Below are 24040 nucleotides of genomic sequence, written 5' to 3'. Positions count from 1 at the left end.
AGGAGGAGCCGTGGCTGAGCCCCGTATCCCCGCCGGTTTCGACTTCACCGATCCGGAGATCTGCGTCCACGGCATCCCGCACGCGGAGTTCGCCGAGTTGCGGCGCCATGCCCCGGTCTGGTGGATCCCGCAGGAGCGCGGGAGCGCCGGCTTCGACGACGACGGCTACTGGGCGGTGACCCGGCACGCCGATGTGATGGCCGTGTCGCGCGACAGCGAGACGTTCTCCAGCTGGGAAAACACCGCGATCGTCCGGTTCCAGTCGGACATGCCGCGCGACCGCATCGAGATGCAGCGGTACGTGATGCTCAACATGGACCCGCCGCAGCACACTCAGCAGCGCGCGATCGTGTCCCGCGGCTTCACCCCGCGGGCGATCAACAGCCTGCGCGCGGCCCTGCAGACCCGGGCCGAGCGGATCGTCGGTGAGGCGAGCGAGGCCGGCGACGGCAGCGGTGGCGACTTCGTCACCGAGATCGCCTGCGAGCTGCCCCTGCAGGCGATCGCCGAGTTGCTCGGCGTGCCGCAGGAGGACAGGCGCAACGTGTTCGACTGGTCGAATGCGATGATCGGCTACGACGACCCGGAGTACCGCAACGTCGGCGATCCGCTCGAGCCCGCGATGGAGCTGCTCGGCTACGCCATGAAGATGGCCGAGGACCGGCAGGCGTGCCCGCGCGACGACATCGTGAGCACCCTGGTGCAGGCCGAGATCGGCGGCGAGCACCTGTCATCCGACGAGTTCGGGTTCTTCGTGCTGATGCTGGCCGTGGCCGGCAACGAGACCACCCGCAACGCCATCTCGCACGGCATGCTGGCCCTGCTCGAGCACCCCGAGCAGTGGGAGGCGTTCAAGGCGAGCCGCCCGCGCACCGCGGTCGACGAGATCGTCCGCTGGGGCACCCCGGTGAACGTCTTCCAGCGCACCGCGACCCGCGATGTCGAGCTCGGCGGCCAGCAGATCGCCAAGGGCCAGCGGGTCGCGCTCTTCTACGGCTCGGCGAACTTCGACGAGGAGGTCTTCGACCACCCGGAGAACTTCGACATCACCCGCAGTCCGAATCCGCATCTCGGCTTCGGCGGCAGCGGCGCGCATTTCTGCCTCGGCGCCAACCTGGCCCGGCTCGAGATCGACCTCATCTTCAACGCGATCGCCGACCACATGCCCGGCATCAGCCTGGCCGGCCCGGCCGAGCGCTTGCGCTCCGGCTGGCTCAACAGCATCAAGCACTTGCCGGTGCGCTATCGCTGACGACCCACATCGAGAAGAACTGAGATCCGCCACCGTACGCGTGACCGAGCGCCACCCGCGCCCCGGCCACCTGATGCTCGCCGGCGCGGCCCATCACCTGCATGGCCGCCTCGGCGAAGCGCAGCATGCCGGAGGCGCCGATCGGGTTGGAGCACATGACCCCGCCCGACGGGTTGACCGGCAGCCGCCCGCCGATCCGGGTCTCGCCCGATTCGGTGAGCTTCCAGCCGTGCCCGGCCTCGGCGAAGCCCAGGTTCTCCAGCCACATCGGCTCGAACCAGGAGAACGGCACGTAGATCTCGGCGGCGTCGACCTCGTCGAGCGGGTCGGTGATGCCGGCCGCGTGCCACAGCGCCTGGGCCGCCTCGGCGCCGGCGCGCGGGTTCACGTGGTCCTTGCCGGCGAAGAAGGTCGGCTCGGTGCGCATCGCGGTCGCCCGGATCCACGCCACCGGTCGCGAGGAGGACTCGGCCGCGGACTGGTCGCCGATGACGACCGCGCACGCGCCGTCGGAGGAGGGGCACGTCTCGTCGTACCGGATCGGATCCCACAGCATCGGTGACGCCTGCACGGACTCGAGGGTGATGTCGGGCTGGCGGAGGTGGGCGTAGGGGTTGAGCGCGCCGTTGCGCCGGTCCTTGACCGCGACCAGCGCGCCGATGTGCCCGGGCGCGTGCGAGCGCCGGATGTAGGAGCGAATGTGCGGGGCGAAGTAGCCACCGGCCCCGGCCCCGATCGGCGCGGTGAACGGCGGCTGGATCGACAGCGCCCACATCGCGTTGGACTCCGACTGCTTCTCGAACGCGACCGCCAGCACCCGCCGGTGCACGCCCGCCCGGATCAGGCTGGTCGCCACGATCGCGGTGGCGCCGCCGACCGAGCCGGCCGTGTGCACCCGCAGCAGCGGCCGGCCGGAGGCGCCGAGCGCATCGGCGAGGAACAGCTCGGGCATCATCACGCCCTCGAACAGGTCGGGCGCCTTGCCCAGCACCACCGCGTCGATCTGCGGCCAGTCGATGCCGGCGTCGGCGAGCGCCCGGTCGATCGCCTCCCGGCACAGCCCGGCCATCGACACGTCGGTGCGCCGCGTGCGGTGGTGCGTCTGCCCGGTGCCCAGCACGGCCGCTCGTCTCACGACTCCGCCTCCATCACGCAGATGAGGTTCTGTTGCAGGGCCGGCCCGCTGGTGGCGTGGCCGGCGACTTTCCGTGCTCGCCCGGACATCACTTGCTCGGCGGCGGTGCCGATCCGGGCCAGCCCGGCCGAGAACATCGGGTTGCCGCAGAGCGCGCCGCCGGAGGGGCTGATCCGGACCCGGTCGCTCAGGCCGAGCGCCGCGCGCAGGAGCAGTTCCTGATGGGTGAACGGCGCGTGCAGCTCGATCAGGTCGAGGTCGTCGGGCAGGCCGGCCGCGTCGGCCGCGTCGGTCGCCGAGGGCACCGCGGTGAGGTCGCGCTCGCCGAGGCCCTGCGGGTCGATCCGGTGCGCCAGGCCGGTGATCCAGGCCGGTCGCTCGCACAGCTCGCGGGCGCGGTCGCCGGCCGCCAGCACCAGCGCGGCCGCGCCGTCCGAGACCGGCGCGCAGTCGTGCTTGCGCAGCGGGTCGGCGACATAGGGTCCGGCGAGCAGGTCACCGGACGCGTCCCGGCCGGACACCTGGGCGTACGGATTGTCGATGGCGTCGGCCCGGCTGCGGGCCGCCACCTCGGCCATCGCCTGCTCGGTGACGATCCCGGCGTCGAGCGCGAAGCGGGCCTGCAGCGCGGCGATGCTCACCGAGTCGGGCCAAAGAGGCGCGGACACGTACGGGTCCAGCTGCAGCGCGAGCACGCGGCGCAACTCGCCGGCGGACGCCTTGCCGAAGCCGTACACGAGCGCGGTCTTCGCCTCGCCCGCCAGGATCTTCACGTAGGCCTCGTAGAACGCCCACGCCGCGTCCATCTCCACGTGGGACTCGCAGATCGGCGGGTACGCCCCGATCGCGTCGACCGCGTTGACGAAGCTGAACGCGCGGCCGGCCAGGTAGTCGGATGAGCCGGAGCACCAGAAGTCGATGTCGCGCCGGTCGAGGCCGGCCGAGGTGAGCGCCTGCTGAAAGACCGGCACCAGGGTCTCGACTCCGCTGGTGGTGCCGGCCGACGGGAGGTTGGGGGCCTGGGCGAAGCCGATGACGGCGACGTTCTCATCCATCACAGGTGGTCCTTGTAGGACTCGTAGGGGGCGTCGGGCTCGCCGGTGGGCCGGAAGTGCGCGATGTTCTCGGGCGTGGTCGTCCATTTCTCGCGTTCGCGCCAGACCGCGGCCACCCGCATGCCCATCCGCACGTCTTCCGCCGGCAGGCCGAGGATCAAATGCGGAATCGGGATGTCGGCGCCGTCCAGCAGGATCTGGGCGACCACGTACGGCGGTTCCAGGCGCTGCCCCGCGAACGGCACGTTGACGACGCAGAAGGTGGTGACCGTGCCGTGGTCGTGGACCGCCACCTCCTCCTCGGTCGGCACGCCGTCGGCGGGGCAGACCCGCGGCGGCACGTAGACCTTGCGGCAGACCGGGCAGCGCTGCCCCAGCAGCCGTCCCTCGGCCAGCGCGCGCAGGTAGCGGCTCTCGTCGTCGGAGGTGGTGTGCGTGTAGGCCAACCGGATCGGCGTCGTCATGATGGTGACCGGCTCACCGGCATCCGCGGAAGGACCGGCGGCCGGCGGGGACAGCGGTTCGAAGCACTCGATATCGCTGATGTGCCCTTTTCTCGAAAATGCCCACCGGATCTGGACCCGCATGCCGGTGTGCATCTCCTCGCGCGCGCCCGCGTCCACGGCGTGCAGCAGGGCGGTGTCGGCGCCGTCGAGCCGGATCAGCGCCCAGCCGAAGGGCCGGTCGAGGGGCTGGCCGTCGAGCGGCCGGTCGGTCCAGGTCCAGCTCGCCACCGTGCCGGTCGGCTGGACGTCGACGAGCTCGGTCACCGCGGCGTGGGTCACTGGGTCGTACTCGAGCGGGGGCACATGGATCCGTCCGTCCGCGGTGCGGCTGCCGAGCACCCGGCCCTCGCGCAGCGCGGTCATGAACCGGCCGAGTACCGGGCCGAGCGATCGGGTGTAGTCGAACTCGATGACCAGCGGCGCTTCCACGCCAGTCAGTGAAACACGTTCTAACTTCAGGCGGCAAGCGCGCGAGCGGCCGCTTCTCAGTAACTAGAACGCGTTATAGAGTGGCGGCCATGACGAGCGTCGGGCTGTGGAACATCGCGCGCGAGGAGCCGGGACTGACCGCGGTCGTCGACCCGGACGGCCGCACCGTCACCTACGGCGAGCTGGCCGCCGAGGCCGACCGGATCGGGCGTGGTCTCCAGGCGCTCGGGCTGGCGGCCGGCGACACCGTGGCGATGCTGCTGCCGAACGGCGCCGACCTGCTCGCCGTCGAGTTCGCGACGCTCGAGACCGGGCTGTATTCGGTGCCGCTCAACTGGCACCTGACCGCCGCCGAGATCGCCTACATCCTGCGCGACAGCGGCGCCAAGGTGTTCATAGCGCACGAGCGCTTCGCCGCGGCAGCCGCGGACGCGGCCGCACAAGCCGGAGTGCCGGCCGTGTTCTCGGTGGGCGAGGTGCCGGGATTCCCGCCGCTCGCGAGTCTCGGAGCCGGCGACAACAGGCCCGAGCCCCGCACGGCCGGCGCGCTGATGGTCTACACCTCCGGCACCTCGGGGCGGCCCAAGGGCGTGCGCCGGCCGCTCACCGGGCTCGACCCCGACGACGTACCCCCGGTGTCTCTGTGGTTCTTCGGCCTTTTCGGTCTCAAGCCCTTCGATGGGAACGTCCACCTTTGCTGCTCGCCGCTCTACCACACCGCCGTGATGAACTTCGCCGTCATCTCGCTGCAGCTCGGCCACTCCGTCGTGGTGATGGACCGCTGGGACCCGCACGAGATGCTCCGGCTCATCGAGCGCCACCGGGTCACCCACAGCCACATGGTGCCGACCCAGTTCCGCCGCCTGCTGGCCCTGCCCGACGACGTCCGCGGCGCCTACGACCTGTCCTCGATGCGCGTGATGATCCATGGCGCGGCGCCGTGCCCGCACGAGGTCAAGCGCCGCATGCTCGACTGGTGGGGCCCGGTGGTGCTGGAGTACTACGCGGCCAGCGAGGGCGGCGGCACGCTCATCACCGCGGCCGACTGGCTCGACCGGCCCGGCTCGGTCGGACAGGCCTGGCCCGGCTCGCGCGTGCGGGTGCTCGACCCGGAGGGCAACGACGCCGCGGCCGGCCAGCCGGGGACGGTGTACCTGCAGATGGGCGACGCCACCTTCGAATACCTCGGCGACCCCGAGAAGACCCGCGAGTCCTGGCGCGGCCGCATGTTCACGGTCGGCGACATCGGCTACCTCGACGACGAGGGCTACCTGTATCTGTGCGACCGCAAGAGCGACATCATCATCTCGGGCGGCGTCAACGTGTACCCCGCCGAGATCGAGAACGAGCTCGCCGTGCATCCGGCGGTCGCCGACGTCGCGGTCTTCGGCATCCCGCACGAGGAGTGGGGCGAGGAGATCAAGGCGGTCGTGCAGCCCGAGGCGGGCGTGCAGGCCGGGCCCGAGCTGACCGGCGAGCTGCTGGCGTTCCTGGCCGGGCGGCTGGCGAAGTTCAAGCTGCCGCGCAGCGTCGACTATGTGGACGAGCTGCCCCGCGACCCGAACGGCAAGCTCTACAAGAGACTGTTGCGCGACCCCTACTGGGCGGGGCGCGAGCGAGCCATTTAGCGGCCCTGGAACTGCGGCGCGCGCTTCTCGACGAAGGCGCGCGGTCCCTCCTTGGCGTCGGCGCTACGGAACACCGCCATACCGATCCGGGACTCCACGGCGAAGGCGTCGTTCTCGGCCATGCCTTCGGTTTCCCTTATCGTACGGAGGATCGCCTGCACCGCGACCGGACCGTTCGCGGCGATCGCGCCGGCCAGTTCGAGCGCCTTCTCCCGGGCCTGGCCGTCCGGCACGACGTGGCCGATCAGCCCCACGCGGTGAGCTTCGTCGGCGCTCAACTGGCGGCCGGTCAGGAGCATCTCGGCGGCGATCGTGTACGGGATCTGCCGCACCAGCCGCACCGCCGAGCCACCCAGCGGGAACAGGCCCCACCGCGCCTCGGAGACCGCGAACCGAGCGCTCGCGCCCGCCACCCGTACGTCGGTGGCTTGAAGAATCTCGGTGCCGCCGGCCACCGCCGGCCCTTCCACCGCGGCCACCAGCGGCTTGGAGAGCCGCCGCCCCTTGAGCAAGGCGTCGATGCGCGACAGGTCGGAGCCGTTGAAGTTGTCGCCGGGGTGGGACTGGGTCATCGCCTTGAGGTCGGCGCCCGCGCAGAACGCGCCGCCCGCGCCGGTGAGCACGGCAACCCGGATCTCCGGATCGTTGTCGACCCGATCCCAGGCGTCGCGCATGATGGCCATCATCTCGGCGGAGAGCGCGTTGCGGACCTGCGGCCGGTTCATCGTGACGATCAGGATCGGTCCACGTTGCTCGACGAGGGCATGCGGTTCCACGACGCCTCCTGCGGTGATTCTGGGGCTTGTCACGAACAATAACAGGTTCTACTTTCTGGTGATGGCGGCAAATATTGCGGACCTGTTCGAGCACGCGGTCGACGCCTTCGGGGACCGGACCGCCGTGTGCTTCGGCGAGCAGGCGATCACCTATGCCGAGCTCGAGGAGCGCGCCAATCGTCTGGCTCACTTCCTGCAAGATCGCGGCGTGCGCCCGGGCGACCACGTCGGCCTGTACGCCGGCAACTCGATCGAGGCCGTGGTGGCGATGATCGCCGTCTACAAGCTGCGGGCCGCGGTCGTCAACGTCAACTACCGCTATGTCGAGAACGAGTTGCAATTCCTCTTCGCCGACGCCGAGCTCGCGGCCCTGGTCCACGACCGTCGTTTCGCGCCCCGGGTCGCCGCGGTCCTCGCCGCTTCGCCCGGCCCGCACACGCTGGTGGCCCTGCCCGACGGCTCCGACGAAAACGCCGACGGGGTGCTGCTCGCGGACGCGCTCGCCGCCGGCGATCCCGGCCGGGACTTCGGCGAGCGCTCGGCCGACGACATCTACCTGCTCTACACCGGCGGCACGACCGGCTATCCGAAGGGTGTGCTCTGGCGGCACGAGGATGTGTGGCGCGCGCTCGGCGGGGGCGTCGACTTCATGACCGGCATCCCGCTCGAGGACGAGTGGCAGCAGTCCCAGCGCGGGGTCGGCGCCGACCCGATGGTGCGCCTCTGCCTGGCCCCTCTCATCCACGGCAACGCCCAATGGGCCGCGCTCATGGCGCTGTTCGCCGGCGACACCGTGGTGATGCTGCCGCACTTCGACGCCGACGAGGTCTGGCGCACGATCGATCGCCGCCGGGTCAACGTGGTGGTGCTGATCGGCGATGCCATGGCCCGGCCCATCATCGAGGCGTACGCGCAAGGCTCCTATGACGGCTCCTCGGTGGGCGCCGTCTCGTCGAGCGGCGCGCTGTTCTCTCCCGTGGTCAAGCGCCAATATCTGGATCTGCTGCCGAACGTGCTCGTCACCGACGCGGTCGGCGCCTCCGAGACCGGCTTCACCGGCCTCGGCGTGGTCGCCGACGTGCCCGGCGGCGCGGTCGAGGACCCGCGGGTGATGCCCGGCCCGACCACGGTCGTGCTCGGCGACGACGGCAAGCCCGTGCCGCCCGGAGAGGTGGGCCGGCTGGCCAAGAGCGGCTATCTGCCGCTCGGCTACTACAAGGACCCGGTCAAGACCGCAGCCCTGCTGGCCGAGGTCGACGGCGTGCGGTACGCGTTCCCCGGCGACCTGGCCCGGCTCGAGGATGACGGCACGATCACCCTGCTCGGGCGGGGCGCGACCTGCGTGAACACCGGAGGCGAGAAGGTCTTCCCCGAGGAGGTCGAGGGCGCCCTGAAGACCCACCTCGACGTCTTCGACGCGCTGGTCATCGGCCTGCCCGACGAACGGCTCGGGCAGCGCGTTGCGGCGCTGGTCCAGCCCCGCCCCGGCGCGAAGCTCGACCTGGCCGCGGTCGAGGAGCACCTGCGCGAGCAGATTGCCGGATACAAGGTGCCCCGGGCGGTCTGGCTGGTCGACGAGATCCACCGGACGATCAGCGGCAAGGCCGACTACCGATGGGCCCACGAACACGCTGCCGGGCATCCGGCCGAGGAGGTCAGCCATGCGGACTGAGCTGTGCGAGCGGCTCGGCATCGAGCACCCGATCGTCGGCTTCAGCCCTTCCGAGCACGTGGTCGCCGCGATCACCCGCGCCGGCGGCCTGGGGGTGCTCGGCTGCGTGCGCTACAACGACCCCGCCGAGCTCGACGAGGCGCTCAGCTGGCTCGACGCGGAGACCGACGGCCTTCCGTACGGGGTGGACGTGGTGATGCCGAGCCACGTGCCGACCGAGGGCGTCGCAACCGACCTCGACAAGCTGATCCCCGAAGGGCATCGCGACTTCGTCGAGCGGACGCTGCTGCGCCTGGGCGTGCCGCCGCTTGGCGTCTCCTCCGGCCGAGAAGGGGTGCTGGGCTGGCTGCACTCGGTCGCCCGCTCGCACGTGGAGGTGGCGCTGACCCACCGGCCGCGGCTCATCGCCAACGCGCTCGGCCCGCCGCCGCCCGACGTGATCGACCAGGCGCACGCGCACGGCCTGGTGGTGGCCGCGCTGGCCGGCCGGGCCGACCACGCCCGCAGCCACGTCGCGAGCGGCGTCGACATCGTGGTGGCGCAGGGCTACGAGGCCGGCGGCCACACCGGCGAGATCGCCAGCATGGTGCTGGTGCCCGAGGTGGTCGACGCGGTGGGGGAGTCGGTGCCGGTGCTCGCGGCCGGTGGCATCGGCAGTGGCCGCCAGATCGCGGCGGCCCTGGCCCTGGGCGCCCGCGGCGTGTGGATGGGGTCCGTCTGGCTCGGCACCGCGGAATACCGCAGCACGGACGCGCTGCGGGAGGCGCTGCTGAAGGCCCGTTCCTCGGACACCGTGCGCAGCCGGATCTACTCCGGCAAGCCGGCCCGCCTGCTGCGCAACCGCTGGACCGACGCCTGGAACGAGGCCGAGGCGCCGTCGCCACTGCCGATGCCGCTGCAGAACCTGCTGGTGGCGGAGGCGCACACCCGGCTCATGGAGTCGGGCGACCCGACGGTGGTGCCGATGCCGGTCGGCCAGATCGTGGGCCGGATGAACTCGGTCCGCCCGGTCGCCGACGTGCTGGCCGATCTGGTCGCCGAGGCCGACGAAACCCTGACCCGCCTGGGAAAGCTCGTTTAGTCACTTAATCGTTCGTCCGATCATCCGGCCGGGGCTGACCGTCCGGTTATCGCGGCTGTCAAATACCTTGCTCTCGCCAAACGCCCCCGGTTATTCGGGCCGAGAATTCCGGGATGGAAGACCGGACGCTCGACCACCTCCGCTCCCTGGCCATTACGGTCCTGGTAGCCGTGCTGGCGGGCGTCGTCGTCGTGCTGACTCCGCTGCTCGTCGGCGCCGCGCGGGCGCAGCGGACGGATACCGATGTGGTCAACCTGCGGGCTTATCCGGATATCGACGATCAATTGCTGCAGAAACAATTGAAGGATACCGACGGGTCATCCGTACTGCTCCTCATTCCACCGCCCGGGTCCTACGCCGGGCAGCCGTTCGATTGCACGAACCGCCGGCTGCCGCGTTCCTGCCCGATCATTCATGAGCACGAGCGGCGCGTCGTGCTCGACGGCGACACCGGCGACACGCTGAACACGATCTACGGCCAGGACACGGCGGACGCCGACGGGACCACCTACGTCCGACCGCTGCACGGCACGTTCGCCTGGGGCGCGGCCACGAAGGTGGGTTTGGTGATGGCCATCGTTGTTGCGGCTGCCTTCTTCTTCGTGCTGCGGGCCGGCCCGCGCAAGCTGCGCTCGGTCGCGCCCGACTCGGGGCCGGCGGGCGCCAGGCCCGCACCCGCCACCGGACCGCCGCCGGTGCAACACATGTCCGCCGCTCCCGTTCACCGGGGCGCCGCGGCGCCGCCGCCCTCGCCGCGCAAGCCGTCGCCGCCCCGGCCCGAGCCTCTCCCGGCCGACGCCATCCCGCCCGCCGGCCACCGCGTCGTCGCCCGCACCCACTTCGGGCCGGGTGGCGGCTACGTCGACGCCGGCGGCGTGGTCCTGTGGGCGAGCCTGGCCGAGCCCGCCGACGGCGCGTACCCGGGGCAGGAACTGACCGTGGTCGGCCCGGACCGGGGCAAGAACGGCCTTGTCGTCTCGCATCACGTCATCGAGGAGGTACGGCCATGACGGTCGATGCCCTGCCCGTCCGCCAGGCCCGCAACCGCACGCTGATCACGCTGGTGCTCGACACGTCGTCCTCGATGCGGCAGACCGGGGCGATCGACGAGCTCAACGACGCGCTCCGCAAGTGGTGCGAGGAGCTGCGCGGCAACGACTCGCTGCAGATGTCCGGCGAGATCGCGATGATCACCTTCGGCAAGGACCACGTGCGGGCGATCGACCCGAGCGGCCGGATCGGCGGCAACACGCCCCGCCCGTACGTGCCGCTGCGCGACTTCGACCCGCCCCGGCTGGAGGCCGACGGCGTCACCCCGATGGTCGAGGCGATCCAGTACGCGCTGGAGGTGCTCAGCGTCCGGCGCAACGAGCTGACCAGCGAGGGCGTCGGGCTCGCGTACCGGCCGATGCTGCATCTGATCACCGACGGGGTGCCGACCGACCCGCACGGCAACCGGACCGACCGGTGGCGGGACGTGGCCGCGATGCTGCGCCAGCACGAGGCCGGCAAGCACCTGCTGTTCTTCGCGCTCGGCGTGCGCGGCGCCGATCAGGAGGTGCTCACCGGGCTCGCCCCCAAGGCCTGGTACCTGCTCGAGGACACCGACTTCAGCAAGGTGCTGAGACTGGTCTCGACCAGCATCGGCTCGGCGCAGGCGGAGTCGCGCGACGCGCCGGCCGACGTCATCTACGACCACTTCCAGCGCGACAACCGCAAGAACGAGGAGATGCGCCGCTGGCTCGAGCGGGAAGGCGCCGCGGACGATGGCTGACAGCCGTTTGGAGCGGGGCTGGCGGGTGATCGCCGCCTCCGTGGCGGGCCCGAACCACGCCAGCGTCGGGATGGAGAACCAGGACAGCGCGCGGACCGGCGCGGTCGGCGACGCGCTGCATCTGCTCGCGGTCGCCGACGGGGCCGGCTCGCAGCCGAGGGCCGCGCTCGGGTCGCGGCTGTCGGTGGAGGCCGCGCGGGACGCCGCAAACCGTGTCTTCGTGACCGCCCCGCGCTCGCTGGCCGAGTGGCGGCGTGCCGCACAGGTGTTCGCGGGCGCCTGTCTCGCGGAATTCGACGAGCAGGTCGAGCGCCAGTTGACGCCGCTGCGCGCCCGGCCGACCGCGACCGGTGCGAACACCGCCGCCCGCACCGAGTTCGCCACCACGCTGCTCGCGGTGGTGGCCGACCCGCCGTACTTCGCCTATGTCTGTGTCGGCGACGGGTTTCTGGTCGTCGAGCGCGCACCGGGCGGCTCGCACCTGGTGCTGGCGCCACCGTCGGGGCGCGAGACCGCCAGCGAGACGGTGTTCATGACGTCGCCCGGGCGGGAGGCCGACCTGCGCTGCGGCGTGCTCGTCGACCCGGCGGTCGTCGGGCTGGCGCTGTGCACCGACGGCCTCATCGACGGCATGCTCGATGTCGCGCCGTCGCCGGACGGGCTGCGGCTGCTGACCGCGCCGGCCGACTTCGACGCGTACTTCGCGGCGTTCCGCGCTCCGGGCGTCGACGGCACCGAGCTGAGCCGGAAACTGCAGTCCCGGGAGTTCGCCGCCTCCTCCGGCGACGACAAGACGATGGTGCTGGCGGTGCGGCGATGACCAGGCTCAGTCTTCGGACCTCCACCGGCCGCCGGGTGCAGATCCTGGTCGACCAGGAGATCGGCAGCGGCGCCGAGGGCGTGATCTACCCGGTTGCCGATTCGCCGCACGTCTGCGCCAAGATCTACACCGACTTCGACCGGGCCACGGCGCTCGGACCGCGGATGGACGCGCTGACCCGGCTGCCGCCGGTCGCCTGGGGCGGCGATTGCCCGGAGCATCTGCACACCGCCTGGCCGCGGGCCTCGCTGCGGGACGAGCACGGCGACCTGCGCGGCGTGGTGCTGCCGCGGATCGACGGCACCCCGCTGCTGCGGCTGCGCGATCCGTTGCGCCGCATGGAGATCCTCGACGAGCCGACCTGGCGGACGACCTTCGCGATCGCGGCCCGCGTCGGGCGGCTGTTCGACATGCTGCACGCGGCCGGGGTCGTGGTCGGCGACGTCAGCCCGTCCAACGTGCTGGTCGACCGGCATGGCCACGTGACGCTGCTCGACTGCGACGGCGTGCAGTTCACCGATCCGCTGACCGGCACGCTGTACCGGGCCGAGAAGTTCACCCCGGAGTACGCGGCCCCGGAGGTCCTCAACGGCACCGGGCTGACCCGCGAACACGACCTGTTCGGGCTCGGCGTGATGGTCTGCGAGCTGCTGATGGAGGGCGAGCACCCGTTCGGCGGCGTGTCCACCGAGCGGCCGCCCTCGCTCAGCGTCGAGGAGAACATCAAGCGGCAGAACAACCGGGTGACCCGGGCCGAGCGGCTGGTGGCGTCGCCGGACGCGATGACCGCCGAGATCCTGCCCGGCCGGATCCAGGACCTCATCCGCGGATGCTTCGAGAACGGCTTCCTCGATCCCGCCCGCCGCCCGGGCGGGCAGGCCTGGGCGCACGAGCTCGACCAGGCCGGGTACGAGCTGATGGGCTGCCGGTACAACCCCCGGCACGCCTACCACCGGTCCGCGCCCTCGTGCGTGTGGTGCGCGCGGATCGCCGCCGGGTACGCCGACCAGTACCCGCCGCCGGCGGGATGGGTCGCGCCCGTCGCTGCTGTGCCCAGCGTCGTGCCGTCCGGGCGCCTTGCGGTCGCCGCCTTCTCGGCCTATCCGCCGCCGCCCTCGCCGACCGGCGCGTTCCCGGCCGTGGCTCCCTTGCCCGTCAAGCGGTCGCAGCCGATCCCGGTCTGGGCGATCGTGCTGATCGTGCTTCTGGTGCTGGCTTTCTGCATCGGGGTGGGGTCGACGCTGGGATGACCGATTTCACCGTACGTGTCGCCGCGCTGCACCCGTCCTGCACGGTGCTCGGGCCCGGCACCCGGTTCGCGATCTGGGTGCAGGGGTGCCCGCTGAGCTGCCGCGAGTGCATCAGTCCCCAATGGATCCCGGCCGAGGGTGGACACGAGACACCCATCGGCGAGCTGGCCGACCGGGTCGTGCGGGAGGCCGCCGACGGGCTGACGATCTCCGGCGGGGAACCGTTCGCCCAGGCCGCCGCGCTCGCCGCGCTGGTCGAGCAGGTTCGTGCCCGCCGTGACCTGTCGGTGCTCAGCTACACCGGGTACACCGTCGAGCACCTCCGCCGGCACGGCACGCCCGCACAGACCCGGCTGCTCGGCCTGCTGGATGTGGTGATCGACGGGCCGTACCTGGTGGACCGGCACGCCGATCTGCGCTGGCGCGGCTCGGCCAACCAGCGGATCCACGTCCTGACCGACCGGCACCGGGGGCTGGGTTCCGGCCCGGAGGCCGGCGTTGGCCTCCAGTTCGAGATCGACCGGTCGGGAGCGCTGACCTGGCTCGGGGTGCCGCCGGTGCGCGGTTTCCGGGGACGGCTGGAAGAGGCGCTCGGGGTGGCGGGCCCGTGAGCAGGTCGCCCAAGTACAGCTTCGCCCAGCTCGGCCAGCAGGTGCACGAGCGGCTGCGGCGCGAGCAGAGCGCCCGCCGCAAGCGCCGCGCCGACGCGGTCGAGCGGGAACGGGACCGGGCGTTCGCCCGGGCCCGGGCCGCGGCGCTCGAGCGGCAGCGTGAGCTGGCCGGGCGGGCCACGGCGCCCGACGTCCGCCAGACGCTTGCCGACGCGCTCTCCGCGATCGACCGCGCCACCACCGCGGCCGCGCTGGCCGCGGCGGACGGCATGCTGGACGGCGCGGAGCGGCAGATCGGCCGGCACCGGGCGGAGGTCACCCAGCGGGGCCGCCCCGACCCGGACCGCGTCGCGGTGCTCGCCGCCGAGCTTGCCGGTTTCGGCCCGGGCCGGCTGGCCCTCGACCCGGTCGGCGCCGCCGTGGTGGAGACCGGGCTCGCCCGCCTGCGCGCCCCCGTCCCGCCGGGTCCCGCCGCCGTCGACGAGGTCGAAGCGACCGTGCGCCAGCACCTCGAGCGGGCCATCGCGCGGCGCAGCGAGCACGACCGGAAGCGGCGCGAGGCCGTCGCCCGGGTCGGCGAGCTGGCCGCCCGGCTGACCGCGCTGACGGACGACGCCCGGGAGGCGCGGGTGCGGGTGCGCGACGGCGAGCGGGCGGCCGACGCGCTGGACGTGCTGCGCGGGCAGATCGCGGCCGGCGAGGTCGCCGACGTGCTGCGGCTCTGCGCTCGGCTGGAGCAGCGGCTCGACGCCAGCGAGGCGGCGCTGGACGCCGCGATCGACCAGATCACCCAGCGCCGGGCGATCCTGGGCTCGCTGATCAAGGCGCTGCCGGACGTCGGGTTCGCGGTGGACCGCGCCAGCCTGACCGAGAACGCCGACGGCGCGATAGCGGTGCGCGCGGTCCGGGCCGGCGGGGACACGATGGCGGTCGTGGTCGAGCCGCGCGAGAGCGATCACCGCGTGCTCTACAACTCCGACCGGCTGCGGCGCGAGCAGCGGCAGGGCCGGGGCGAGGCGGCCTGCGCGCAGCTGGTCGAGGTGATCGACGCGCTGCAGGCCTCCGCCGTCCACGACGGCGTCGTGCTGAGCACGGTCTCCTGGGAGGGCCAGGACCGGCCGGCGGCGCCCGGGGTGGTCGTCCGGCGGCAGTCCGCCGAGGAGGTCAAACAGCAGAAGGGGCAGCCATGGGCACGCTGACCGCGCCGCGCGGCGCGCCGTGGCTGGTCCGCGCCTACCACGAGCTCCAGCGTCGCCGCCATCTGGTGATCCACGGCAACGTCGACGACCTGGTTCGCTGGCACGACCGGTATCAGCCGTTCGCGGACACGCTGATGGAGTTCCTCGCGGTCGCCGGCTTCGACGTGATCGTCCGGTACAACATGGTCGACGGCCTGACCTACCACAACGAGGCGAGCCGCGAGTTCGTCCGGCGCCATCTCGGCGACGCCGCGAGCGACAGCGCTCGCGTGCCCAGGAGCCGCCCCCGGCGCGATGGTGTGGTCACCTCCGCCGACCTGCTCGAACAGCAACTGCTGGCGGCCGGGCAGGCGCAGCCGCGCACCGCTGTCGACGTGCTCGCGCTGGCGCTGCGGCTGATGGCCCAGCCGGACCGGCCGTGCGTGGTCGTGATCGAGTCGGCCGACCTGATCGTCGGGCCGGCGTCCGAGCTCAGCGCCGACCACGTGATGCAGCTGGCGTACGTCCGCCGGCTGCTCGCCTCCGGCGCCGCCGCCCCGCCCGGCGAGCAGCGCCACCACAACACGATCGTCTTCGTCGTGCGCGACCTCGGCTCGCTGCCGGCCTGGCTGCGCCGCGACAACCCGCACGTCGCCACGGTGCTCGCCGACCGGCCCGGGATCGTGGAACGGGCGGCGTTCCTGCGGGAGAACCTGCTCGCCTACTACCAGGCGGACGCCATGACCGACGAGGCCCGGGACAACGCCATCCGGGTGCTGGCCAACCTGACCGACGGCATGACGATCGTCGACATCGGCGCCCTCAGCGTGACCTCGCAGGTGGCCCTCATCTCGCCGTCCATGCCGCGCCGGCTGGTCGCCCGGCATCGGTTCGGGCTGCGCGACGACCCGTGGGAACAGCTCGACATCGCCAAGATCAAGTCGGCGGAGGAGCTGCTGTCCCGCCGGGTCATCGGCCAGCTCCCGGCCGTCCGCGCGGTCACCGACGTGCTGGTCAACGCCCGTGTCGGGCTCGACTTCGTCTCCGACGCCCAGCAGACCGGCACCCGGCCCAAGGGCGTCTTCTTCTTCGTCGGGCCGACCGGCGTGGGCAAGACCGAGCTGGCCAAGGCGCTCGCCGAGCTGGTCTTCGACGACGAGTCCGCGCTGCGCCGTTTCGACATGAGCGAGTACAGCGAGGAGCACGCCAGCGAACGGCTTACCGGGGCGCCACCCGGGTTCGTGGGGCACGACCACGGCGGCACGCTGACCAACTGGGTCCTCGACCGTCCGTTCAGCGTGCTGCTGTTCGACGAGATCGACAAGGCGCACGAGAAGATCCTGGACAAGTTCCTGCAGATCATCGACGACGGGCGGCTGACCGACGGGCAGGGGCGCACGGCGTACTTCACCCACTCGATCGTCATCTTCACGTCGAACATCGGCGCCGGCGACATCCGCCGCACGTTCAGCGATCCGGCCATGTCGTACGAGGCCATCAAGGAGCACTTCAACCGGGCGGTCGCCGACTTCTTCACCACCCGGCTGGGCCGCCCCGAGCTGCTCGGCCGGCTCGGCAGCGGGATCGTCGTCTTCGACCTGCTCCGGGAGAACGTGATCGTCGACATCACCAACAAGTTCCTCGACCAGATCATGACGGCCGCCCAGGCCCGCGGTTACGACCTGGTCTTCGACCGGATCGCCATCGGGCGGGCGGTGGTCGAGGAGATCGCCCGCCGCGGCGCCGCGCTCGGGGCCCGCCAGATCCGCAGCCCGCTGCTCGAGCAGTGGGTCCGGGTCCCGCTCAACCGCTGGATCCTCGAGAACCAGCCGCCGCCGGGCACCCGGATCATCGTGCATCGCAGCGACACGTCGCCGCCGTTCGCGGTCGACGCGCTGGGCGTGGCGGAGGCGCCATGACCACCCCGCCGCCGATGTCCGGCCTGGACGACTTCGCCAGCCTGCTGGCCGAGGTCGAGTACTACGAGCACCTGGCCGCGCTGGACCGGGACGACTTCGACCGGTACGTCCGGGCCGAGGCCGCGCTGGAAGACATGATCAGCGCGGAGGCGGCCCGGCGGCAGAAGGAGTTCGGCTTCGCCGAGGCCGGCGCCCTGCTCGACCAGTTCGTGGTGCTGAACACGACCCAGCGCGACATCGCCGAGCGGGAGATGGGCCGTCCCGGGCTCGACGACGACTACAGCCGGCAGCTCGCCTACGTCCGGGCCGCCGCGGCCGGCAACGTGCTGCTCGCGGAGGGGCAGCAGTACGCCAACCGCGCCGAGCGACGCCGGCTCGCCGGGGATTTCGAGGTCGCCCGCGACCACCTCGGCGAGGCGAAGAAGTGCTTCCGGCAGCTCGCGCTCAGCGACCTGCCGCTGCAGCCGGTCGGCGAGCTGCGGTACACGCTGGCCGAGAGCAACCGGCAGATGGTGGCCGGCCTGGCGCAGATGCGGACCGGCGACTTCAAGGGCGCCTACCAGAGCTTCGACCGCACGCACGTGGCGCTCGACGAGCTGCTCGTCGAGGTCGAGCAGGAGCACGAGCGGGCCGCGGACAAGAACGACGCCACGTTCGAGGAGCTGCGCCGTGATCTGGCCGACGGCATCCGCTACATCCAGGCCGTGCAGAGCTTCGTCGAGACCCTGCGCGAGGCCCAGAACGGCAACTACGGCGACGCCGTGGTGTCCGGCCGGGACGCGGTCGGACACTTCCAGCGCATCGTCGACGAGGCCGTCGCCCGCGAGACGTCGCGCAACGCCCAGTCTCTGCACGAGACCGAACTGGCCCGGGTCAACGGCTGGCTCAGCTGGGTGAACGCCGAGCTCGCCGTCGACGAGCGACGGTGGGCCGCCTGCCGCGAGCATGTCCGGGCCGCCCGCAACCACTGGAACCAGGCCGCGCGGCTGGCCGCCCGCAACACGTACCTCGGGATCATCACGCAGCGCTCCGACGACGGGAACACCGACATGCTGCTGCAGAACACGCTGCGGCGCTGCGACCGGGAGCTGGCGTTCCGCAAGGAGATCGACGGGCTGAACACCCAGCTCGCCTACATCAAACGAATCGAGATCAACGCCGTCGGCCAGGGAGGAAACGCCATGTCGTCGCCCAGCAACTACAACTTCAACGGGCCGGTCAGCTCGAACATCATCGGCAACGACGCCCGCATCGAGAACGCGCAGGCCCAGCAGACCGTGGGCGGCGACCTCAAGGAGCTCACCGGACAGCTGGCCGAGCTGCGCGACGTGCTCGGCGCGGCCGCCCGCTCGCCGGAGGAGCGGGAGACCGTGGAAGCGGTGACCGCGGCCCAGGAGGCGGCGAGCCGCAACGACGAGGCCGGGATGCGGCGTCACCTCGCCCGGGCGGGTCAGTGGGCGCTCGGGATCGCCGAGCAACTGGCGCTCACCGCGGTGAGCACCGCGATCAAGGCGGCGATCGGGGTCTGAGCCGTCACCGGGCCGCTTGGAGGGCGGCGGCCAGGACGGCGCTGCCGGTCATGTCCAGGGCCGGCTCGTCGGTCTGCCACGCCCGCACGTCATCGACGTAGCGGCTGCCATGGCCGGTGAACGCCGCGTACCGGTCGGCGCCGTCGGCCGGGCATTTCACCATGTCGTCCATGTAGTCGCCGAGGCCGTCGGCGAACAGCTCCGGGTCGTTCGGGCCGTTCACGACCGCGCCGGTCAGCGTGCGGCCGGTCAGGTTGGCGATCTGGTGCTGCGGGCACCTCGGGAAGGTCGAGCCCACTCCGATCATGAAGCTGACGCCCCAGGCGTTCGCGCCGAGCAGCCAGTCCCGCTGCCGGGTCGCGAACGTGGCGTACGAGCGGTCGCCGCTGCTCGTGCGGTAGAGCGCCTCGGTGGCGAGCAGTCCGAAGGTGTGCGACGCGACGTCAAAATCGGTGTAGACGCCGCCGGCGTGGAACACGTCGCGGGCCGCGCGGTCGGCGCCGGTGCGCACCTGGCGGCGCAGGTCGGCGACCAAACGGCCGGGACCGGTCTCGAGGCCGTGCGGGCCGCCGGTGCGCCGGATCGCGGTGATCAGGTCGGCGTGGGCCAGCGCGCTCACGTCGTACAGATTGAAGGTGTCGCCTGTTTCCTCGGCGAGATAGCCGTCCGCGAAGGCAGCGGCGTCGCGCACGTAGGCACGGCCGCCGGGCAGGCCCAGCCGTTGTAGCGCCAGGGCGATCTCGGTGGCGCCCAGCTCCATGTCGTCGTGCCAGGTGTCCTCGGGGTAGAACTCGTTGGGCAGCGCCGTCACGAGCGGCTCCGGCGGGCTGTCGACGTCGGCGCGGGCGTAGAGCGACGTGGCGGCGCGCAACTCGGCGCGGGCCCGCCGGGGATCGGTCGCGGCGTCCTCCTGCGCGGCCAGCGCGAAGGCGGCGGCGACCCGGCCGGCCAGGTTGGGGCTGATTCGCTCGCCTGGTTCGGCGGCGTCGAAGACCGGGCGGTGGGCGGTGGCGTACCGGTTGGCGGGGTCGGTGTCGCGGTCGTCGCCCGCCGGCAGCCGCCACAGATCGTGGTCGCCCGTGAAGGTGCCGGCCTCGTTGCCCGAGCCGATGCCGACCTGCAGGCGCAGCGTTCCGGTGCGCTCGTCCCAGGCCTTGCCGAGCCAGTCGACGCCCGGCCGGGCCGCGGCGCCGAGCGATTTCTTACCGAGGGCACGCTCGGCCGAGAGCAAGGCGATGACACCGTACGCGGTGGTGTGCGCCATCTTCAGATAGTCGCCGGCGTCGTACCAGCCGCCCGCGACGTCGACCGGTCCGCCGATCCGGGTGAGGTCCTCATCGCCGATGACGTCCTCGGTGACGAAGTGGGGCGTCGCGTACACCGTGGCGGCGGCGTCGTTGCGGTGCGCGGTGTCCCGTTGGGTGCGGAAGAACTTCACCCCGTCGCGAACGAGCTCGCCGTAGAGGTCGGCGGCGGGCCGCACGCTGAAGGCGGGGGATTTGATGCCGGCGACCCGGATCCGGTACGTGCCGGGGCGGTCGAGACGGCTCAGGTCGATCGGGTGGACGGCCGGATAGGCGGCGTTCCAGGAACCTCGGCTGGCGGCGACCTTCCCCGACAGCACGGAGTGGCCGGCGGCGTCGACGACCGTGAAACGTGCGCCCGGGGCGGGGGTGGTGGCCATCAGGTACGCCTGCTTGCTGTCGCCAGGCGTGTAGCCGGCCTGGTCGACGCGGATGACGCCGTGCACGACGGGATGCGCCGGCGGTGCGGCGGCGCCCGTGGTGACGAGCAGCAGCAGGCCACTGACCAGAGTCCGGATCACGGGCCCTCCAGCAATAGGAAAACCATTTAACATATTCGCGAGCGACAGTACGTCCGGCTCTCGCGCGGGGTCAAGAGATCGCCTGTGGGAAGTCGAAGAAGCGGTCCGGGTCGTACGCGTTCTTGACCGCCACCAGCCGACGGTAGTTGCCCGCGTGGTACGCCGTGGCCCAATCGTCGAGGGCCGGGTCGGGGAAGTTGGGGTAGACCCGGCCCGACCCGTCGGCGTGGGCGATCGCCCAGGACCGATCGACCCACGGGTCGTCCGGGTCGCCGACGTGCTCGAGCAGGAAGCGCTCGCCGCGGTGGGCGAAGGCTGTTGCATCCTCGGCGACCCGGTTGTAGGCCCCGCCCATGGTGGTGAAGCTCAGCCGGCCACCCAGCTCGGTCAGCAGCGTGGCGATCGTGCCGTCGGACAACCCCCGGGAGAAGAACTCGGATCGGGTCCGCTGACGCGGCTCGGGCGGGCCGGCGAAGGTTTGCTTCAGCCGGTGGTAGGGCAGCCCGTCGCGCAGTTCGAACGGTCGATCGGTGAACTCCCGCAGCAGTTTCCGGGTCGACGCTTCGTCGAGAGTGGACGCGCCGAAGAGCGTCGCCCGGCTTCCCATCAGGGTGAGGTTGAGGGTGAGCTCGTCGGGAGCGTCGGGCGCCCACGCCTGCCATTCGCGTACGAGATCCTCGAGCGCGACCTCCGGCCAATGCGCCTCGATGCGGGTCGTCAGCGGCTCGGCGATCGTGTCGAACCGGAACTCGGTCACCACCCCGAACTGGCCTCCGCCCGCGCCGCGCAAAGCCCAGAACAGCTCCGGATGCCGGTCCTCGTCGCAGTCCACCACGGTCCCGTCGGCCAGCACGACCTGCGCGCCGACGAGGCGATCGCAGGTCAGCCCATGTTGGCGGCCGAGCAGGCCGATCCCGCCGCCGAGGGTGAGACCGGCGATGCCGACGGTGGGACCGCATCCGGCGGGCAGGGTCCGGCCGTACGTGTGCAGCCCCTCGTACACCTGCTGGAGGCGAGCTCCGGGCCCGATCGCGGCGGGGGAGACGCTCTGGAGGCCGGAGAGGTCGAGCACGATGCCGTCGGTCGACGACCGGCCCGCGAAACAATGCCCGCCGCCGCGGGGAACGAGGCGTTCGCCGGTGGCCCGGGCGTACGCCAGCGCGCTGACCACATCGGCTACCGAGCGGCACAGCACCACGAAGCGGGGCCGCACATCGCCGTAGGCGGGATATCCCGGCGACTCCGGTGTGAACACCTGGCCGTCCGGCACAAGGAAAGACACGGGTTGAAGCTACGTGCGGCGGGGCGACCGGTCTTGAACAAAACGCGCGAGGAAGGGCTTGTACGAGGCGGAGTGGTCGTGGCCGCAGGAGCAACGGTCGACGGTGCCGCCGAGCAGTTGGGTCGGGGTCTGGCCGGTCAGGCGCAGGCACTCCCGGCTGAGGTGGGCCTGGTCGGCATACCCGACGTCGACCGACAGGCCCGCCACGCTCGCCGCGCCGGCCTGGGCCAGCGCGAGGAATCCCTGGAACCGCAGGGTCCGCTGCAGAACCTTGGGGCTCACGCCCACCGCCTGCAGGCAGCGGCGACGCAGCTGGCTCGCGGACAGCCCGAGATGGGCGGCGAGCGCGTCGATGCCGGCCGGGCGCCACGGCATCAGCGCCCGCACGGCCGCGCGGATCAGCGGATCCACGTGCCCGGCGCTGCGGAACTCGCGCACGAGGTGGGCCTGCAGGTCCAGGAGCGCCCGCTCGGGCGTCTCGGCGCGAGCCATCGCCTCCACCAGACGGTCGGCCGTGCGCCCCCACAGATCGGCCAGGCTCAGGCGCTGGTCGACCAGGTCGTCGAGCACCGTCGGCAGGGGCGGCGCGGTGCCCGGCAGGAACCGCACCCCCACGAGCGTGGTGCGCGGCGGGATGACCTCGACCTCGGGACCGGTCAGCGGGCCGACCAACTGGGGAGCGCCGCCGATCGGAAAGTGGATCTCGACCCCGCCGGTGGGCAGGTGTCGCTGCACCTGCGCCGTGTCGCCGGTGCGCTGGATCCAGACCGTCCGCACCACGCCCGCCAGAGCGGGCAGCGGTGGCCGCTCGATGTAAGAGTCCATCAGGCGACCACGGTAACCGGCTCTCTCCGATCCGTGTTTCCCCGTTCCGCGGACAACGCTCGGGACAGCAGCGGCACGACGAGCGCCAGCGTCGCGGTCACCCCGAGACCGGAGATGACGAGCAGCGAGCGGCCGCCGACCGCGCCCAGCAGCGCGGCGCCGGCGAGATAGGCGAGCACCTCCGCCGCGTACGGGAAAAGGTAGATCGTCCCGAAGACGGTGCCGAGGCGGTTGGCCGGCACGTGGCGCTGCACCAGCGTGTCGGCGGCGACGTTGTGCCAGCCCGCGCCCGCGCCGGCCAGGGCCTGCCCCGCCACGGCGATGGCGACCGCGTAACTCAGGCCGGTCAGCACCGTCCCCGCGCCGATCACCAGCAGGGAGGCGTACAGGACCAGGTCGATCCGGATCCGGTCGGCGCCGCGCGCGATCAGCAGCGGACCGGCGACCATGCCGACGCCGTACGCGGAAGTCAGCAGCCCGACCGCGACCGGGCCGGCGCCGAGGCTGTCGCGCACGAGCGGCACGATGGCCACGTTGTCCAGGGCCGCGAACGTGACCAGCATCAGGAAACCGCAGGCCACCGCCCGGACGACCAGGTTGCGGCGGACCACGCCGAGGCCGTCGCGCAGCACCGCCCGCAGCGGCTCCTTGATGGGGGCGCCGCGCCGGGCCAACGGGCGCAACCCTGCCACGAGTGCCGCCGAGACGAGGAACGTCGCCACGTCGAGCAGCAGCGTGGGCGTCAGGCCGGCGGTCGCCAGCAGCACGCCGCCGAGCGCGGGGCCGGCCGCGAAGCCGATGTTGACGCCGACGGCGAGGCGCGCGTTTGCCTCGCCGAGCCGCTCGGGGCCGACCAGCTCGGGCATCAGGCTGCGGCCGGCCGGCGTGAACGTCGTCGCGGCGACCGAGGCGGCGGCGACGAGCGCGAGCAGCACCGGCAGCGACGGGCTCAGGAGGGCGATCGTCGTATACAGAGCCGCCTGGGTCAGGTCGCAGGCCACGATGATGCGCCGCTGGTCGAACCGGTCCGCTAGCGCGCCAAGCGCCGGGCCGAACAGCCGTGGCACGGTGGCGGCGAGCAGGAACAGGCCGAGCGCGGCCCCGCCGTACCGGTCGAAGACCGCGACGAGCAGGGCGGTGCGGGCGATCTGGTCACCGGCGTACGAAACGAGCCGAGCCGTCCAGTAACGATGAAATGCCGCATTCATGAAGGCCCCCGTGATTGCAGTTTCCTGCAGTTCGCCGTCAAGACATTGTGCTCCAAGATTGTGCGGAACTAGTGTCGGGTTCGCAACAGCAAATGGGTATTTCCGATCGTGGCCCGGCCGGACTATGGTCGTCCACATCGGAATTTGGAAACGCTTGTCACAGGGGGATCAAATGATCAAGCAAGCGCACACCACCTGGGCCGGTCCCACCCGCACGTGGGCTGGCCCGACCCGCTAGGGTCACTCTTTCCGCAATTGGCCGCGTGGCCCGGTCGCGCCCCTTTT

Annotated in this window: 20 protein-coding genes; 12 read left to right on the top strand and 8 right to left on the bottom strand. The window is 71.9% G+C overall.

The genetic code is table 11. The features are described from left to right. Positions 1 to 10 precede the first annotated feature (10 nt). A complete protein-coding gene (locus ACQPZX_RS32910; RefSeq protein ID WP_433363859.1) occupies positions 11 to 1252 on the top strand; it encodes a cytochrome P450 in 1242 nt (413 codons plus the stop codon). Here the strand turns inward: ACQPZX_RS32910 and ACQPZX_RS32905 are convergent. The 3 genes from ACQPZX_RS32905 to ACQPZX_RS32895 are packed head-to-tail and all read right to left on the bottom strand — an operon-like array spanning position 1224 to position 4386. After that, entirely contained in the window at positions 1224 to 2387 is a 1164-nt protein-coding gene (locus tag ACQPZX_RS32905) for a thiolase domain-containing protein (protein ID WP_433363856.1), read from the bottom strand. The genes ACQPZX_RS32910 and ACQPZX_RS32905 overlap by 29 nt on opposite strands. Next, positions 2384 to 3442, bottom strand: coding sequence for a thiolase domain-containing protein (locus tag ACQPZX_RS32900; protein WP_433363853.1), 1059 nt, complete (start codon positions 3440 to 3442; stop codon positions 2384 to 2386). The genes ACQPZX_RS32905 and ACQPZX_RS32900 overlap by 4 nt, the downstream gene beginning before the upstream one ends. Continuing rightward, positions 3442 to 4386, bottom strand: coding sequence for a Zn-ribbon domain-containing OB-fold protein (locus ACQPZX_RS32895; RefSeq protein WP_433385539.1), 945 nt, complete (start codon positions 4384 to 4386; stop codon positions 3442 to 3444). The genes ACQPZX_RS32900 and ACQPZX_RS32895 overlap by 1 nt, the downstream gene beginning before the upstream one ends. 80 nt (positions 4387 to 4466) lie before the next feature. Between ACQPZX_RS32895 and ACQPZX_RS32890 the strand changes: the two genes are divergently transcribed. Beyond that, complete coding sequence (locus tag ACQPZX_RS32890) at positions 4467 to 6005, top strand: acyl-CoA synthetase (RefSeq protein ID WP_433363851.1); 1539 nt, start codon at positions 4467 to 4469, stop codon at positions 6003 to 6005. Here the strand turns inward: ACQPZX_RS32890 and ACQPZX_RS32885 are convergent. Then, positions 6002 to 6730, bottom strand: a complete 729-nt coding sequence (locus ACQPZX_RS32885; RefSeq protein ID WP_433385536.1) for a crotonase/enoyl-CoA hydratase family protein — start codon at positions 6728 to 6730, stop codon at positions 6002 to 6004. The two genes, ACQPZX_RS32890 and ACQPZX_RS32885, sit on opposite strands and share 4 nt — an antisense overlap. A 112-nt stretch (positions 6731 to 6842) precedes the next feature. Here ACQPZX_RS32885 and ACQPZX_RS32880 point away from each other — a divergent pair, with 112 nt between their 5' ends. The 10 genes from ACQPZX_RS32880 to ACQPZX_RS32835 all read left to right on the top strand — a co-directional run bounded on the left by ACQPZX_RS32880 (position 6843) and on the right by ACQPZX_RS32835 (position 18615). Then, positions 6843 to 8453, top strand: coding sequence for an acyl-CoA synthetase (locus ACQPZX_RS32880; RefSeq protein WP_433363848.1), 1611 nt, complete (start codon positions 6843 to 6845; stop codon positions 8451 to 8453). Beyond that, entirely contained in the window at positions 8443 to 9534 is a 1092-nt protein-coding gene (locus ACQPZX_RS32875; RefSeq protein ID WP_433363846.1) for an NAD(P)H-dependent flavin oxidoreductase, read from the top strand. Before ACQPZX_RS32880 ends, ACQPZX_RS32875 begins: the two co-directional genes overlap by 11 nt. Before the next feature lie 113 nt (positions 9535 to 9647). After that, complete coding sequence (locus tag ACQPZX_RS32870) at positions 9648 to 10544, top strand: hypothetical protein (protein ID WP_433363843.1); 897 nt, start codon at positions 9648 to 9650, stop codon at positions 10542 to 10544. Next, entirely contained in the window at positions 10541 to 11308 is a 768-nt protein-coding gene (locus ACQPZX_RS32865; RefSeq protein WP_433363840.1) for a vWA domain-containing protein, read from the top strand. Before ACQPZX_RS32870 ends, ACQPZX_RS32865 begins: the two co-directional genes overlap by 4 nt. Beyond that, positions 11301 to 12128: a PP2C family serine/threonine-protein phosphatase gene (locus tag ACQPZX_RS32860; protein WP_433363837.1), complete on the top strand. Its 828-nt coding sequence runs from the start codon at positions 11301 to 11303 to the stop codon at positions 12126 to 12128. Before ACQPZX_RS32865 ends, ACQPZX_RS32860 begins: the two co-directional genes overlap by 8 nt. Next, positions 12125 to 13378 (top strand): protein kinase domain-containing protein, encoded by a 1254-nt coding sequence (locus ACQPZX_RS32855; protein ID WP_433363834.1) that lies wholly within the window; start codon positions 12125 to 12127, stop codon positions 13376 to 13378. Before ACQPZX_RS32860 ends, ACQPZX_RS32855 begins: the two co-directional genes overlap by 4 nt. Continuing rightward, complete coding sequence (locus ACQPZX_RS32850; protein WP_433363831.1) at positions 13375 to 13989, top strand: 4Fe-4S single cluster domain-containing protein; 615 nt, start codon at positions 13375 to 13377, stop codon at positions 13987 to 13989. The genes ACQPZX_RS32855 and ACQPZX_RS32850 overlap by 4 nt, the downstream gene beginning before the upstream one ends. Further along, complete coding sequence (locus tag ACQPZX_RS32845) at positions 13986 to 15188, top strand: hypothetical protein (protein ID WP_433363828.1); 1203 nt, start codon at positions 13986 to 13988, stop codon at positions 15186 to 15188. Before ACQPZX_RS32850 ends, ACQPZX_RS32845 begins: the two co-directional genes overlap by 4 nt. Further along, positions 15176 to 17086, top strand: a complete 1911-nt coding sequence (locus ACQPZX_RS32840; RefSeq protein ID WP_433363825.1) for an AAA family ATPase — start codon at positions 15176 to 15178, stop codon at positions 17084 to 17086. The genes ACQPZX_RS32845 and ACQPZX_RS32840 overlap by 13 nt, the downstream gene beginning before the upstream one ends. Then, on the top strand, positions 17083 to 18615 hold the full coding sequence (locus ACQPZX_RS32835; protein WP_433363822.1) for a hypothetical protein: 1533 nt from the start codon (positions 17083 to 17085) through the stop codon (positions 18613 to 18615). Before ACQPZX_RS32840 ends, ACQPZX_RS32835 begins: the two co-directional genes overlap by 4 nt. A 4-nt stretch (positions 18616 to 18619) precedes the next feature. Here ACQPZX_RS32835 and ACQPZX_RS32830 read toward each other — a convergent pair whose 3' ends face one another. From ACQPZX_RS32830 to ACQPZX_RS32815, 4 genes are all read right to left on the bottom strand, one after another. Beyond that, a complete protein-coding gene (locus ACQPZX_RS32830) occupies positions 18620 to 20440 on the bottom strand; it encodes a glycoside hydrolase family 9 protein (RefSeq protein ID WP_433363819.1) in 1821 nt (606 codons plus the stop codon). 70 nt (positions 20441 to 20510) lie between these two features. Further along, a complete protein-coding gene (locus tag ACQPZX_RS32825) occupies positions 20511 to 21722 on the bottom strand; it encodes an FAD-binding oxidoreductase (protein WP_433363816.1) in 1212 nt (403 codons plus the stop codon). Between the two features lie 9 nt (positions 21723 to 21731). Then, positions 21732 to 22547 carry a helix-turn-helix domain-containing protein gene (locus ACQPZX_RS32820; RefSeq protein WP_433363813.1) on the bottom strand — a complete coding sequence of 272 codons (816 nt, stop codon included), beginning with the start codon at positions 22545 to 22547 and terminating at the stop codon, positions 21732 to 21734. After that, positions 22547 to 23755: an MFS transporter gene (locus ACQPZX_RS32815; RefSeq protein ID WP_433363810.1), complete on the bottom strand. Its 1209-nt coding sequence runs from the start codon at positions 23753 to 23755 to the stop codon at positions 22547 to 22549. The genes ACQPZX_RS32820 and ACQPZX_RS32815 overlap by 1 nt, the downstream gene beginning before the upstream one ends. Positions 23756 to 24040: the final 285 nt, after the last annotated feature.

It is taken from the genome of Actinoplanes sp. CA-142083 (assembly GCF_050942195.1).
In the GTDB taxonomy this organism is placed as follows: domain Bacteria; phylum Actinomycetota; class Actinomycetes; order Mycobacteriales; family Micromonosporaceae; genus Actinoplanes.
This window is presented reverse-complemented; position numbering and strand designations above follow the sequence as displayed.

Coding starts and splice junctions, on each gene's coding strand:
- ACQPZX_RS32900 (WP_433363853.1), bottom strand. CDS start 3,442: ATGGATGAGAACGTCGCCGTCATCGGCTTCGCCCAGGCCCCCAACCTC.
- ACQPZX_RS32890 (WP_433363851.1), top strand. CDS start 4,467: ATGACGAGCGTCGGGCTGTGGAACATCGCGCGCGAGGAGCCGGGACTG.
- ACQPZX_RS32885 (WP_433385536.1), bottom strand. CDS start 6,730: ATGAACCGGCCGCAGGTCCGCAACGCGCTCTCCGCCGAGATGATGGCC.
- ACQPZX_RS32880 (WP_433363848.1), top strand. CDS start 6,843: ATGGCGGCAAATATTGCGGACCTGTTCGAGCACGCGGTCGACGCCTTC.
- ACQPZX_RS32875 (WP_433363846.1), top strand. CDS start 8,443: ATGCGGACTGAGCTGTGCGAGCGGCTCGGCATCGAGCACCCGATCGTC.
- ACQPZX_RS32870 (WP_433363843.1), top strand. CDS start 9,648: ATGGAAGACCGGACGCTCGACCACCTCCGCTCCCTGGCCATTACGGTC.
- ACQPZX_RS32865 (WP_433363840.1), top strand. CDS start 10,541: ATGACGGTCGATGCCCTGCCCGTCCGCCAGGCCCGCAACCGCACGCTG.
- ACQPZX_RS32860 (WP_433363837.1), top strand. CDS start 11,301: ATGGCTGACAGCCGTTTGGAGCGGGGCTGGCGGGTGATCGCCGCCTCC.
- ACQPZX_RS32855 (WP_433363834.1), top strand. CDS start 12,125: ATGACCAGGCTCAGTCTTCGGACCTCCACCGGCCGCCGGGTGCAGATC.
- ACQPZX_RS32850 (WP_433363831.1), top strand. CDS start 13,375: ATGACCGATTTCACCGTACGTGTCGCCGCGCTGCACCCGTCCTGCACG.
- ACQPZX_RS32840 (WP_433363825.1), top strand. CDS start 15,176: ATGGGCACGCTGACCGCGCCGCGCGGCGCGCCGTGGCTGGTCCGCGCC.
- ACQPZX_RS32835 (WP_433363822.1), top strand. CDS start 17,083: ATGACCACCCCGCCGCCGATGTCCGGCCTGGACGACTTCGCCAGCCTG.
- ACQPZX_RS32820 (WP_433363813.1), bottom strand. CDS start 22,547: ATGGACTCTTACATCGAGCGGCCACCGCTGCCCGCTCTGGCGGGCGTG.
- ACQPZX_RS32815 (WP_433363810.1), bottom strand. CDS start 23,755: ATGAATGCGGCATTTCATCGTTACTGGACGGCTCGGCTCGTTTCGTAC.